This is a genomic window from Trinickia dabaoshanensis (genome assembly GCF_002879885.1).
In the GTDB taxonomy this organism is placed as follows: Bacteria; Pseudomonadota; Gammaproteobacteria; order Burkholderiales; family Burkholderiaceae; genus Trinickia; species Trinickia dabaoshanensis.
The window spans coordinates 29,057-41,722 of sequence record NZ_PNYA01000018.1; the positions used below are offsets into that span (position 1 = coordinate 29,057).

The 12,666-nt window shown below is 59.5% G+C and carries 11 protein-coding genes and 1 tRNA gene; 8 read left to right on the top strand and 4 right to left on the bottom strand.

What is annotated here, in order from left to right:
* Nucleotides 1-17: 17 nt before the first annotated feature.
* Nucleotides 18-494, top strand: coding sequence for an Imm52 family immunity protein (locus tag C0Z18_RS19305; RefSeq protein ID WP_233217394.1), 477 nt, complete (start codon nucleotides 18-20; stop codon nucleotides 492-494).
* A gap of 380 nt (nucleotides 495-874) precedes the next feature.
* Nucleotides 875-1,240, top strand: coding sequence for an addiction module antidote protein (locus C0Z18_RS19310; RefSeq protein WP_102647035.1), 366 nt, complete (start codon nucleotides 875-877; stop codon nucleotides 1,238-1,240).
* A 25-nt stretch (nucleotides 1,241-1,265) separates the two neighbouring features.
* Here the strand turns inward: C0Z18_RS19310 and C0Z18_RS19315 are convergent, their stop codons facing one another.
* Nucleotides 1,266-3,170 (bottom strand): AAA family ATPase, encoded by a 1,905-nt coding sequence (locus C0Z18_RS19315; protein ID WP_102647036.1) that lies wholly within the window; start codon nucleotides 3,168-3,170, stop codon nucleotides 1,266-1,268.
* A gap of 215 nt (nucleotides 3,171-3,385) precedes the next feature.
* On the opposite strand from C0Z18_RS19315, the gene C0Z18_RS19320 reads away from it, so the two are divergent.
* The 6 genes from C0Z18_RS19320 (at nucleotide 3,386) to C0Z18_RS19345 (ending at nucleotide 7,640) form a co-directional block, all read left to right on the top strand.
* A complete protein-coding gene (locus tag C0Z18_RS19320; protein ID WP_102647037.1) occupies nucleotides 3,386-3,547 on the top strand; it encodes a DUF1328 domain-containing protein in 162 nt (53 codons plus the stop codon).
* A 402-nt stretch (nucleotides 3,548-3,949) separates the two neighbouring features.
* Nucleotides 3,950-4,432, top strand: a complete 483-nt coding sequence (locus tag C0Z18_RS19325) for a hypothetical protein (RefSeq protein WP_102647038.1) — start codon at nucleotides 3,950-3,952, stop codon at nucleotides 4,430-4,432.
* Nucleotides 4,432-5,019, top strand: a complete 588-nt coding sequence (locus tag C0Z18_RS19330) for a restriction endonuclease fold toxin 5 domain-containing protein (protein WP_102647039.1) — start codon at nucleotides 4,432-4,434, stop codon at nucleotides 5,017-5,019. Before C0Z18_RS19325 ends, C0Z18_RS19330 begins: the two co-directional genes overlap by 1 nt.
* A 1-nt stretch (nucleotide 5,020) precedes the next feature.
* On the top strand, nucleotides 5,021-5,731 hold the full coding sequence (locus C0Z18_RS19335) for an Imm52 family immunity protein (RefSeq protein WP_102647040.1): 711 nt from the start codon (nucleotides 5,021-5,023) through the stop codon (nucleotides 5,729-5,731).
* A gap of 249 nt (nucleotides 5,732-5,980) precedes the next feature.
* Nucleotides 5,981-6,610, top strand: coding sequence for a DUF6088 family protein (locus C0Z18_RS19340; protein ID WP_233217395.1), 630 nt, complete (start codon nucleotides 5,981-5,983; stop codon nucleotides 6,608-6,610).
* Entirely contained in the window at nucleotides 6,603-7,640 is a 1,038-nt protein-coding gene (locus C0Z18_RS19345) for a nucleotidyl transferase AbiEii/AbiGii toxin family protein (protein ID WP_102647042.1), read from the top strand. The genes C0Z18_RS19340 and C0Z18_RS19345 overlap by 8 nt, the downstream gene beginning before the upstream one ends.
* Before the next feature lie 234 nt (nucleotides 7,641-7,874).
* On the opposite strand, the gene C0Z18_RS19350 is transcribed toward C0Z18_RS19345, so the two are convergent.
* From C0Z18_RS19350 to dnaG, 3 genes are all read right to left on the bottom strand, one after another.
* Nucleotides 7,875-7,962, bottom strand: a tRNA-Ile gene (locus C0Z18_RS19350).
* Nucleotides 7,963-8,183: 221 nt separating this feature from the next.
* Nucleotides 8,184-10,421: an RNA polymerase sigma factor RpoD gene (gene rpoD / locus C0Z18_RS19355; RefSeq protein WP_408647067.1), complete on the bottom strand. Its 2,238-nt coding sequence runs from the start codon at nucleotides 10,419-10,421 to the stop codon at nucleotides 8,184-8,186.
* Nucleotides 10,422-10,762: 341 nt separating this feature from the next.
* Nucleotides 10,763-12,655, bottom strand: coding sequence for a DNA primase (gene dnaG, locus C0Z18_RS19360; protein WP_102647044.1), 1,893 nt, complete (start codon nucleotides 12,653-12,655; stop codon nucleotides 10,763-10,765).
* Between the last annotated feature and the right edge of the window lie 11 nt (nucleotides 12,656-12,666).

A 12,666-nucleotide genomic window follows, 5' to 3' on the forward strand; every position in this document is an offset into this window, starting at 1 on the left:
AAGACGAGAAGGACGGAATGACCAACTATCGAAGAACAGGCGTGTGGAGCGGCAACGAAAAAGGAATAGGCGGTGCGCTCTCTGTCTCGTTTTCGTCTGATCCCAGCCTCCCAATCTGTCTGTTTAATCTGCAATTCGACGAGGTACAAGCGCTCGATGACACTCGGAACATGCAGCAATTGATGCTTGGATTGCTAGACATATGCCCTCTCGCTGCCAACATTCAAGTCGGCCCGTTCAGGTACTACACCGCGCACCAAGTTTTTCCGAAACGGCCAGGCGCTGGCTGGATGCTCTATTTGCCGAAAGCAATTGCAAGGCACGAAGTGCCCGAAGCTGCAGAACTGGTGCCCGTCATGGAAAGCGGTAGGCAAAAAGGCACCATTATCGTCAGCGTCTCCAATGACGTCTTTTCCATCGACAACGCCGATCATGTGAAAGTCGCGAACGCAATTGAAATTCGCTTAGCTGATCGAGACCTTTTGCCTCGGTAGTGAAGATCATCGTCGTAGCACTCGTGGCCGCCGAACCGGCAAGCGGCACTTCATCCGTCCCGGGTGTGGGCTACTCGGACTTGACGGGGGAGAGAGATATGTGCGCCTTACCACAGCGGCAGAAGGCTTCGCCCCGAGGCTCTCTCGGCCGAGTTCGTGAATCGATTATGCTGATCGTCGCGCCTGCCTGGAAATGCTGGTCACGCATAAGTTCAATGTCGCACGGTTCACGCTAGTGCCGGAGGAAATGCGCTTCCGTTGGTCCTGTTCTTCCCCGGCGCCCGGGATCGATCGTGTCACTCAATCACCATAGCCGGCCAGATCGCAGGCCTCAGACATCAAACACGCTAAGGTCATCGCTAAAGAGTTGGAGTTTTGACATGAAAGTCAGCGAGTTGGCGGAGTTCGACGCGTCGAAGTACTTGAAGGATGAAAATGACTACCGACTGTATCTCGCGCATGCGTTCGAAGGCGGAGACCCGGTAGAGATCCAGGTATCACTCGGCGATATTACCAAGGCACGCGGTATGACGGCACTAGCGCGCGAATCGGGTATCGCGCGTGAGGCGTTGTACCGCGCGCTGCCCAAAAAGGGAAACGCCGAATTCGCGACGATCATGAAGGTTATCGGAGCGATGGGCCTACAACCGTTCGACCGTTCGTGTGAATCTCAACCCCGCCTTGAACACGGAAATTCTGACACTCCGGTGCGATCGAACCCGAACCCGCAGATCGAGAGCCGCTAACTCCGCATAGGGCCACGGCCCAACGCTACGCCGTCAATACCCGCTGCGTTCTCTTCACGGCTGCCGCGTGGTCTTCGATCAGGCGATAGACGGCTTCCCCCGCCACAGTCTCCCGCTCGAGTAACCGGTCCGCAATCGCACGAAGCACCGGCTCGTTTGCGCGAAGCAGCGAGTAGCACTCGTCGTTCAATTCCTTTAGCAGGGTATTCGCGTGCTGGATCGCATTCTTCAGTTGCAAACCGGCATATTGCTGCGGGAGCGCGGAGAGGCTGAACAGATTGCCGTCGACGTTGAATCCGAACTTTGAAACCATGTCGAGGCTGATTCGCGATGCCTCCTGCAGATCCTGCGCAGCGCCGCTCGACGCCTCCGAGAGAACCAGCAATTCCGCGTTCCGCCCGCCGAGAAGCACTTGGATCTCATTGCGCATTTCCGTCTCGCGATAGAGATGCTTGTCCTGGCGCTTGGTCACCAGCGCCACGCCGAGTGCGCCGCCTCGCGGCAAGATCGTAATCTCCTCGAGCACGCCCGTGCCGAGCAATGCAGCGACGAGACCATGGCCCGCTTCATGGACCGCGATACGCGTACGCTCGTCGTCCGCCAGCGCGCGTTCAGCACCGTTCACGTCGCCGATGCGCGCAATCTTGATCGCCTCGATGAAGTGCGTCGACCTAACTTTGTCGTCGCCGCATTTACGCGCAATCAGGCCCGCCTGATTGACGATCGTCGAGAGCGCTGCGGGCGACAAGCCCGTCGTCAGCCGCGCGAGCTGCTCGAAATCGAAATCGTCCGCCTTCGATTTCAGTTTAGCGGCGTAAAACCGCAGGATGTGCTCGCGATCCTGGAGGTCGGGAAGGCGGACCTGCACCGTGCGATCGAAACGGCCCGGCCGGCGCAGCGCTTCATCGAGATTATCCGGGTGGTTCGTCGCAGCGACCACGATCACGCCCGCGTTTGATTCGAAGCCGTCCATCTCCGCAAGCAACTGATTGATGATGCGATTGCTCTCTGCTTCGACGGGACCCGCACCGGCATCGGTGCGCTTGCCGAGACCATCGGCTTCGTCGATGAAGATGACGGTCGGCGCGTTCTTGCGGGCGAGCTCGAACAGGTGTTTGACTTTCTGGATACCCACACCGTAATACTTCGCACTGAAGTAGCTTCCGGTGATGGCGATGAAATTCGCCCCGCATTCGCCGGCAAGCGCTTGTGCGAGGCGCGTCTTGCCGACACCGGGACCGCCCGTCATCAACACGCCGCCAGGCGCGCGCACCCCCATGCCGGTGAACTGCATCGGATTGGTCAGCCAGGCCTTGACGTCGGCGAGGGCGGCTTTCGCTTCGCCGGCGCCGATCACATCGTCAAAGCTCAATCCGGGCGATTGCTGAAGCAGGCTCGCACCACCTTTCATCTCGCGGCGCATGAACCAAACAAGGCCGCCCATCATGAGAACCGGGAAGAGAAGAGTCAATGCATCGCGTGTTCGGTCCAGGACATCGGACCAGCGCATCGCGCCGATATTGACGTCGACGTCCGGCAGCATGATCAGTTGAAACGACGAGTCGCTCGCCGCTTTCATGATCGTGGGCATCAAGGCGCTCGCGAAGGCAGCGTTTTGGTCCGCGACAAAATACTTTCGGCCGTCCGTCGTCGAGACCAGGATGGCGTTCCGGCCCGCACCGATTGCGACGACATGGTGCCGCTCGATATCGCGCAACACGATCGACGCGTCTTTTTCGTCGCGCGTCCACGCCGACGAATCGTTTCGCATCTCGTTCGTTACGCCTGTCAAGGAAAGACGGCCTTGGATGGAGCGCTCGCGCTGTTGCCATTGGAACCACACCAGCGCTGCCGCAAGCAGTGCCACGATCACGCCGAACGTCACGTACCTGCCGATTCGTGACCACCAGGAATTACTTGCCGGTTTCATTACGAGGACTTCCAGAACTTCGAGACCTTCGGATCACGATTAAGGTCTGATAAAACAGAGGAAAAATCTAATCGGCCGCGACCCCGATTTTGAGCGCTGCACTAAGGGCATTATGCCAGCGCTGTACTCGTTTCAAACGGACAAATAGACGGGGGGAACACGGCTTGCTTGGGATCAAGCACATCAATCAAATGGAACCGGAACGGAGGGACATCATGCTGTACTACGCTCTGATATTTTTCATCATCGCCATCGTTGCCGCGGCGTTCGGCTTCGGCGGAATCGCCGCCGGCGCAGCAAGCATCGCCAAGATCCTGTTCTTCATCTTCCTGATCGTCTTCGTCGTCATGCTGGTCATGGGATTGATGAGACGCTGAGGCTCGGGTAAGCGGGCAAAGCCGCATCGCGATGCGATGTGGTGTTGCTCGCATACCCGTCCTTGCCGGCGGAATGACCTTCGACGAGGCGATGCCCTACCTTTGAACGGCCTGGTGATGCAGCCAAGCCACGCTCTCATGGCGAGCTGCCAAAGCGGAGCGAGCTTTTTCGCATGCAACACCTCCTCGATCAAAGGTGTTGCGACGGCCCGTTGAATGCGCCTGGGCTGTCCTGGTCAGAGTGATGCACTAACCCCTCCGTCGGCCTCGCCGCTACACCGTCATCATCAAGGAATCGGCAACAAGCTGCGAAGTCATGTTGTTCCGCATCGACCAGCCGACAATGCGCCGCACAACGCGCCGGCAGTCCGATTTTTTCGCGGTGGCAATACCCTACCGTGCATGTCCATCAAAATGCTCGCAGCAACCGCAAGATGCTCAGCAGCTACTGAGGTTGCCGCAAGCAGCGATCCGCTCTCCGCCTTGTACCCCGCGTCGGTATCGGTCGCAACGCACTCAGGGCACATCACCCAAATCACGTCCGACGATATGCACGAGCACCAAACCGCTTTTTTGACCGAGGACGAACATAGGTTCATAACGGCCGTTCGAGACAACATCGGCAACGTCGATACGAGGATCGCGAACGATCCGGCATTGCTGGACAAGCTCACCCGAGCATACGGTGAAGCCAGGCGCTGGGGACTTATTCGAGAGGACGTGCTCGCAGATTTCCTATGTCTCGAAATGGAAGCCCCCGGCTTCCACCGCAACGCGGCGATTCAGGCATGGCTAGGTGAGCCAGGCGCCTCCCCCGACGACCGCTTCGCCGATTTGATGGATGTGCTTCGCAAGAAATCCCAGCAACTAGGGGAGAACACGTAATGGCCCCGCGACATCGCTCACGTCTCGAAGAAGCGGCCATTGCGCTCTTGGCATTGCTCACTGCCATAGGGGGCGCCGTCCGTGGACTCGCAGAAAAAGAGCAATCCGACGCAGACAGCCTGCAGACCGGCAAACTGAAGTCGAAGTCGGCTGCACGTGCGATACCGGCTCCCAATGAGTCACACGCTCAATGTCCGCCACGCAGAGGTTGGCTCGTCACGAGAAGGTGGCACATGTCCGATATCTCGCGTGACTACCAAGCCCGCGTTACCGGCTTTGCGCCGTTCACCGAATGGAAATTCATGAATATTGAATTCGACGGGTTCAGATCGTCGGAATGCCGCCTACAAGAAGCGAAGGCCCGGTACGACCAATTTTTCGACAAAAAGACCGGTTTTCCGAAAAACTTTTTCCAGATCTTCGGCGTGCAACGCATGCGCAATCAAGCCCGCATTCAAAGCGCGATTGCCAAGAACAATCCACCTGCAAGACTCACCTGGTATTTCATGCAGCCCATGTCCCATAAATATTTTTCAGACATCTTCCGACGCGAAAATCTTCCGATTGATTCTTTACTCCAACCGTGACATGGTCATCTTTCTAAGCTTTCGGCTTCAACAACCTATTCTTCCTTCACGAGAGGAACATTTCGGCACCCTCTGGAAAATTACTCAACTGCTCGAGCCGTTCGGCCTCCCGATCGAACATTGGTATCCGCCTGCTCCTACACGGAAAAAGTCGCTTGCGCAGGCCGCGTTCGACGAGAACGGCCCAACGCCAGAAGCGCTTGAAATCCTTCGATTGCAAGACGAGAAGGATGCAACGACTAGCTATCGGACAACGGGCGTCTGGAGTGGAAAAGAGAAAGGCAGACGCTGTTCGTTCTCTGTCTCGTTTTCCTCCGATCCCGACCTCCCTACCTGCCTACTCTACCTGCAATTCGAAGAAGTAGCCGCGCTCGATCAAGCGAACAACATGCAACGCTTGATGCGCGGCTTACTCGAGATATGGCCGCGCGCTGCGAGCATAGAGGTGGGGCCGCTCATGTACTACACCACGCATCGGGTCTTTCCTAAACGGCCGGGAGCCGGCTGGATGCTTTACCTTCCGAGAGCGATCGCGCGCGAGGAACTACCCGAGGCGGCGGAACTCGTGCCAGTCGTGGGACGCGATACGCAAAGGGGCACCATCATAGTCAGCGTCTCCGACGGGATCTTTTCCGCCGAGAATTCAGAGCATCTACGGATCGCAAATGCAATCGAAATGAGATTGGCTGACCTGGACCTCTTGCCTCGGTAGCAAAGGGACGAGGGACGACCGATGGTCACTGATCGCCGATGCGGACGCCCCGCCCGGCATGGGGATTCCGATTCGGGAATGGCGGGGTTATCCCCAGAACTACCCCCACACGGGGGCGGAACGGTATAGAACGAAAATGGCGGCACCGCGAGGAGCCAAGTTTCGTGCCGGCGGGCCATCCTGGGCGCCCGGCATCCCATATACATCCGATTCTTGAATGTCAGAAAAACATGTGATATTTTCTGACATATGAAGGCGACCATTCCATCCGTTCCCGATCGAATCATGAGGCGCGCCCGCGGCACCGGGCGCGGCGGCGTTTTCACGCCCAGTGATTTCCTTGACGTGGCAACCCGTGCGGCGGTCGATCAGGCGCTTTCCAGGCTAGTCAAGAACGGCAAGTTGCGCCGTCTGGCCCGCGGCCTTTACGATTTCCCCAAGGTCCATCCGAAGCTCGGCCCGCTTTCGCCGGCGCCAGACGACGTCGCGCAGGCATTGGCGCGTGAGACCGGGTCCCACGTTCAGATATCTGGCGCTCGCGCGGCAAACGCCCTCGGGCTCACGACACAGGTGCCAGCAAGAAGTACATATCTGACAGATGGTCCATCGCGGCGCGTTGTGTTGGGAAAGCGCGTCGTCGATCTTCGCCACGCCTCGCCCAAGCACTTGATCGCGCCCGGCAGTGCCGCCGGCACGGTCGTGCAGGCTCTCCGTCATGTCGGCCCCATACGGGCGGCCGACGTCATGCAGGTTGCCTCGCGTCGGCTTTCGGCCACCGACAAGAAAACCCTAGCCTCGTCCGCAGTTCAGGCTCCTGCCTGGATGAGGCCGACACTCGTCTCGATCGCCAATGCAGCAGGAGCGGATATCAATGGATAAGGTTGCCCGCCTCTCCGCCGGTGATCGCGCCGCCCTGTTCGGGGAGACGGGCGCCGGCAGGGGTGTCGCCGACACGATCATTGAAAAGGACTTCTGGGTCTGTTGGTGCCTAAAGCGCCTTTTCGGTCTGCCAAAGGGGACCACTGCAAGTCTGGTCTTCAAAGGCGGCACATCACTCTCCAAGGCGTTCGGTGCAATCCGCCGCTTCTCCGAGGACATCGACCTTTCGTTCGACCGCGCAGAACTCGGATATACCGGCGATCGAGATCCCGAGAACGAAGCAATCAGCAAGAAGCAGTCGGCTCGCCTGATCGAGGCGCTGGTCGGCGACGTCACGCGCCACATCGCTGAGAAGCTTGTCCCAGCGCTGCGCGCTGCGATCGTCGAGCAGCTCGGCGAGCCGGTCAACGACGAGTGGTCGCTGGAGATCGACGCTAGCGACGCCCAGACAGTCAACTTCCACTATCCCACGGCGCTACCCGCAGCCGGATATGAGGGCATGGCCTACATTACGCCACGTGTGAAGCTCGAACTCGGCGCGCGGGGAGACCCTTGGCCAACCGCGGCGAAGATCATCCGCCCTTACGCGGCCGACGACTATCCCGACTTCTTCGAGGATCCCGATACCAGCGTGATCGTCCTGTCAGCGCGGCGTACCTTTTGGGAGAAGGCCACCGCGCTCCATGCGGAAGCGCATCGCCCAGCCGAGTCGCCTACGCCGCAATATTTCTCGCGACACTATTACGACCTCGCGATGGTGTTCGACACCGACGAAGGCAACGCCGCAGCGACAGATTTTGATCTGCTCGCTCAAGTCGCCCAGCATAAGACGACGTTCTTTCGCTCCAGTTGGGCGAGCTATGACACCGCCAAGCCGGGCAGCCTGCGGCTAATGCCGAACGAAGCGCGGATCAAGGACTTGCGCGCGGATTATCGGGCTATGGCGCCTATGATGTTCGACGAAAACCCGCCTTCGTTCGACAATCTACTAGCGAAGATCGCGGCACTCCAGGAAACCATCAATAGATAAATTGCGGTCCGCCTGGGAGGACAGACTATTAGCTCGATACGGTCCATCGATCTACGCTTCGTAGATGACCTCGTTGACTTCGTCCGAGGCCCTGGGTTCGTGCTCGACTTTTCCGACAGGAGTTTCGCGGATTTTTTCTCCCCGGAGCTCAAGGGGAAATGAAGCATAGCGCGTCCAAGTGGCCACTTTATGCCTAACGGCACAACTCTGTGGACCCCACTGGAATTCTTCAAATGGTGGGCCGGGTGGGATTCGAACCCACGGTGTCCTTTCGGAGGCGGATTATGAGTCCGCTGCCTGCAACCAGCACGGCGTCCGGCCCGTCTCGCGCCACGGTTTCGATTTTTCTGTTCGTGGCGGATGTCGGTATCCGCGAGCGGTGATCGTCGCGGAAAGATTGCGAGTCTATCGGCTAATGCCGCTATGTGCAAATAGCAAAGCCGGCAAAAAGCTCAACAAACGCGCACTAAGTGGCGTCCCTACAAAAAAGGCCCGGCATATCGATGCCGGGCCCCACTACCGTACCAACCGACTTTCGCGAAATTAGTTCCCTTCGAGGAACGACTTCAGCTTGTCGGAACGGCTCGGGTGACGCAGCTTGCGCAGCGCCTTCGCTTCGATCTGACGGATCCGCTCACGCGTGACGTCGAATTGCTTGCCGACTTCTTCCAACGTGTGGTCCGTGCTCATCTCGATACCGAAACGCATGCGCAACACCTTCGCTTCGCGCGGCGTCAACGAATCGAGCACGTCCTTCACGACATCGCGCATGCTCGCATGCAACGCGGCGTCCGACGGCGCAACCGTGTTCGAATCCTCGATGAAATCACCCAAATGCGAGTCGTCGTCGTCGCCGATCGGCGTTTCCATGGAGATCGGCTCCTTCGCGATCTTCATGATCTTGCGGATCTTGTCCTCGGGCATCTCCATCTTTTCCGCCAGCGTCGCCGGATCGGGCTCGAGACCCGTCTCTTGCAAAATCTGCCGCGAAATACGGTTCATCTTGTTGATCGTCTCGATCATGTGAACCGGAATACGGATCGTGCGCGCTTGGTCGGCGATCGAACGCGTGATGGCCTGACGAATCCACCACGTCGCGTACGTCGAGAATTTGTAGCCGCGACGATATTCGAACTTGTCCACGGCCTTCATCAAACCGATGTTGCCTTCCTGGATCAAATCGAGGAACTGCAGACCACGGTTCGTATACTTCTTCGCGATCGAAATCACGAGACGCAAGTTCGCCTCGGTCATCTCGCGCTTAGCTTGCCGCGCCTTCAATTCGCCCGCCGCCATCTGGCGGTTCGTTTCCTTCAAGTCCTTCAACGGCAGGACCACACGCGCCTGCAGATCCAGCAAACGCTGCTGCTGCTCGCGAATCGCGGGGATGTTACGCGACAAGATCGCGCTATACGCATGCCCCTCGGCCACGACCTTCTCGGACCAGTCGAGATCGGTCTCGTTGCTCGGGAAACGCGCGATGAACTCCGAACGCGGCATACCGCACTTGTCGACGACGATGTGCAAAATCTGACGCTCGACCTGACGCACTTCGTCCACTTGCGCACGCAACGTGTCGCACAGCCGCTCGACCGTACGCGCCGTGAAGCGAATCGACATCAGCTCGTTCTGAATCGTCTCTTGTGCCTTCAGGTAAGACTTCGACTTGTAGCCTTCCTTCTCGAACGCGCGACGCATCTTGTCGAACCATTCGCTGATCAAAGCGAACTTCTCGAGCGACGTGCGCTTAAGGGCCTCGAGCTGCGCGGCGTTGGCCGTAGCCTGCGCGGTGCCGTCGTCCTCTTCTTCCTCGTCGGCCTCTTCTTCCTCTTCCTCTTCGGTCTCGTTCTCGATCGCTTCGGCCTCTTGTGCCGAGAAGCCATCGGTGTCTTCCGCGTTCGGATCGATGAGGCCGTCGACGAGCTCGTCGATACGGATTTCGTCGTTCGCGACACGCTCAGCCATCGCGAGAATGTCGGCGATCGTCGTCGGGCATGCCGAAATCGCCATCACCATGTGCTTCAGGCCGTCTTCGATACGCTTCGCGATCTCGATTTCGCCTTCGCGCGTGAGCAGCTCGACCGTACCCATTTCCCGCATGTACATACGGACCGGGTCGGTCGTGCGGCCGAACTCCGAATCGACCGTCGAAAGCGCGACTTCGGCTTCCTCTTCCACTTCGTCGTCGGACGAAACGGCCGGCGCATTGTCGTTCAGCAGCAGCGTCTCGGCATCGGGGGCCTGCTCGTAGACGGCCACGCCCATGTCGTTGAACGTGCTGATGATGCCTTCGATCGCTTCGGTTTCGGCGAAGTTATCGGGCAAGTGGTCGTTGATTTCCGCATACGTCAGAAAGCCACGCTCCTTGCCGAGCTTGATCAGCGCGCGCAGCTTCGAGCGGCGCTCTTCGAGCTCCTCCGCCGTGCCGGGCTGAGTCGACGCGAACGCGTCCTTCAGCAGCGCCTTTTCCTTCGCGCGACGATCGCGCGCCTTGGCTTTCTCACCCTTGCCCGGAGTAGCTTGCTGCTCTTCGGCTTGGGTGGTTGCGTCGTCATCGACGGATACTTCGTTCAGCTTTTTCGTCATGGAGTTCGCCGTACCGGCTATAGTCTCGACTCGCGGCTGCTGGACTTCAGCCGGTTGCACCGTGGATACTTGGGTATCGCGCACTGCCGAATCGTCCGGCGTGGCAGTCGCGCCCTCTGCGCTTTTCGAGCCGGCCCGCCTCGCGGCGGCGGCCCTCGTCTCCGGCTTGGCGGACGTCTTTGCCGCCTTGGTCATATCGGCGGCTGCCGCCGAAGTTCGCACAGCCCCCGAGCTTGCCGATCTCTTGCCGGCCCGCTCCGCTGCACTCGCAGCCGATCTTTTACCGACAGACGCCCCAGCGGATTCAACAGCAACAACTTCGCGCGCCGGCCGCGTCGTATGCCTTTCGGAATCCCGGGCACCGCCCTTGCTAGATTCCCTCGCACGTCTCGCAACCGCCTTTTCGCTCGTAGTCTTTGCCATCGCTATCTCGCCCCAGCCGCAGCGCCCCTGCTTTGAAAAGACAAACTAAACCGCTGAAAACCTTTTATTATATCACACACGGCGCAGTCCCTCTTCCGAAACCGCCCGCACCCTCATAGCCCCAACTGTCGCTTCATGTCCGCCCGTTGCCGGTTCAGTTCCGCGAATTGTTCGATCTCGTCCGGCGTCAGCTTCGACTGTCTCGACAAACGCTCCAGCCGCTCGCTGCACGCGTCGTAGCGGATTTTCAGGATGGCCGCCTGCAACTCCTCGGCGGCGATGCGCTCGCGCTCTTGCTGCTGCTCGGCCGCCGCGGCGTCCTGCGCGTCCGGCAGCAACAAATCGCGTGCATTTTCATCATAGTCCAGAATTTCGCGGAAGATTTCTTCGAAAGTCGCGGCGTTGGCCCCATTTCTGAGCAGGTCCGAAAGGTGTCGAAATTCGGCGCCTTCGCCCAGTGCACGCGCGTGCGTCGCTACTTCGGCGAACAACTCGCCGTGGTGGCTCTGATTGAAGAGGCTCTCCTCGCTCTCCTCGTCGAGCACCGAAACGATTCGCGGATACATGACCAAATTGCGCAACGCTCGTTCCTCGATACCCGTCACGCGGCGCCTGTCTTTGCGCGCGGGCGCGGTCCGCGCCGGCGCCGCAATGCGAGTATCGACGTTGCACAACGCCGCCACCTCCTCGAACGGCACGTCGAGCCGATCGGCGAACATATGCATGATCTGCGCGCGCAGTGCATTCGCCGGCAACGCTTGCAGCAGCGGTTTCGCGTCGAACAGCGCTCGCGCCCTACCCTCCGGCGTATCGAGTTCCTTTCCGGCCAGCACCTCGTTCAGCATGAACTGCGAGAGCGGCAGCGCACGCGCGATTTGCTCCGAAAACGCCTCCTTGCCAAACTCGCGAATGAAGCTATCCGGATCATGCTCCTGCGGCAAAAACAAGAAGCGGATCGTGCGATTGTCCGCCGCGTGCGGCAGGCACGCGTCCAAGGCTCGACGCGCCGCGCGCCGGCCGGCCGAGTCGCCGTCGAAACTGAAGATGACCGTATCCGTCTGACGCAGCAGCTTTTGCACGTGGATCGGCGTACACGCGGTTCCGAGGGTCGCAACGGCATTCGGAAAACCGAGCTGCGCCAACGCGACGACGTCCATATACCCTTCGACGACGAGCACCGAGTGCGCTTCGCGGATGGCCAAGCGCGCCTCGAAGAGCCCGTACAACTCGCTTCCCTTGCTAAATAGCGGCGTTTCCGGCGAATTCAAATACTTCGGCTCGCCGCCGTCGAGCACGCGCCCGCCGAAGCCGATTACCTGCCCCTTGACGTTGCGGATCGGGAACATGATCCGCTCGCGGAAGCGGTCGTAGCGGCGGGCCTGGCCCTGCGCATCGAGCTTCTCGCTAAGGATGACGAGCCCGGCTTCCACGAGCGCGTCGTTGCGGTAATCGGGGAAGACCGCTTCGAGGTTCTGCCAGCCGTCGGGCGCGAAACCGAGCCCGAATCGTGCTGCCACTTCACCCGTCAGCCCCCGCTTCTTGAGGTACTCGATCGCTTGCGGTGCGCCGCGTAGCGCTTTCCGGTAGTAGTCGCACGCGGTTTGCATGAGATCGGACAGCGCGGCAACCACTTTGCCGTCGACGGGCGCCGAGGCGTAGCGATCGGAACCCGAGCCGCCCCGTTCTCCGCCGTATCCGCCGCGCGCAGGCGACGGCTCCTGCGGCACCGTCAAGCCGACCGATTGCGCCAGATCGCCCACGGCCTCGGGAAACGACAGCCCCGCATGTTCCATCAAAAAGCCGATCGCCGTTCCGTGCGCGCCGCAACCGAAGCAGTGATAGAACTGCTTCGTTGGGCTCACCGTAAAGGAGGGGCTCTTCTCGTTATGGAACGGACATAAGCCCATAAAATTCGCACCGCCCTTCTTGAGCTGGACGTACTTACCCACCACGTCGACGATATCGACGCGGTTGAGCAGGTCCTGAAGAAAGGCGTGTGGGATCACAGGCTATGAGG

Excerpts from the sequence above, each read along its gene's own strand:
- C0Z18_RS19345 (WP_102647042.1), top strand. The coding sequence starts at position 6,603 with ATGGATAAGGTTGCCCGCCTCTCCGCCGGTGATCGCGCCGCCCTGTTC.
- C0Z18_RS19335 (WP_102647040.1), top strand. The coding sequence starts at position 5,021 with ATGGTCATCTTTCTAAGCTTTCGGCTTCAACAACCTATTCTTCCTTCA.
- rpoD (WP_408647067.1), bottom strand. The coding sequence starts at position 10,421 with ATGACCAAGGCGGCAAAGACGTCCGCCAAGCCGGAGACGAGGGCCGCC.
- C0Z18_RS19320 (WP_102647037.1), top strand. The coding sequence starts at position 3,386 with ATGCTGTACTACGCTCTGATATTTTTCATCATCGCCATCGTTGCCGCG.
- C0Z18_RS19325 (WP_102647038.1), top strand. The coding sequence starts at position 3,950 with ATGTCCATCAAAATGCTCGCAGCAACCGCAAGATGCTCAGCAGCTACT.
- C0Z18_RS19305 (WP_233217394.1), top strand. The coding sequence starts at position 18 with ATGACCAACTATCGAAGAACAGGCGTGTGGAGCGGCAACGAAAAAGGA.
- C0Z18_RS19315 (WP_102647036.1), bottom strand. The coding sequence starts at position 3,170 with ATGAAACCGGCAAGTAATTCCTGGTGGTCACGAATCGGCAGGTACGTG.
- C0Z18_RS19340 (WP_233217395.1), top strand. The coding sequence starts at position 5,981 with ATGAAGGCGACCATTCCATCCGTTCCCGATCGAATCATGAGGCGCGCC.
- C0Z18_RS19310 (WP_102647035.1), top strand. The coding sequence starts at position 875 with ATGAAAGTCAGCGAGTTGGCGGAGTTCGACGCGTCGAAGTACTTGAAG.
- C0Z18_RS19330 (WP_102647039.1), top strand. The coding sequence starts at position 4,432 with ATGGCCCCGCGACATCGCTCACGTCTCGAAGAAGCGGCCATTGCGCTC.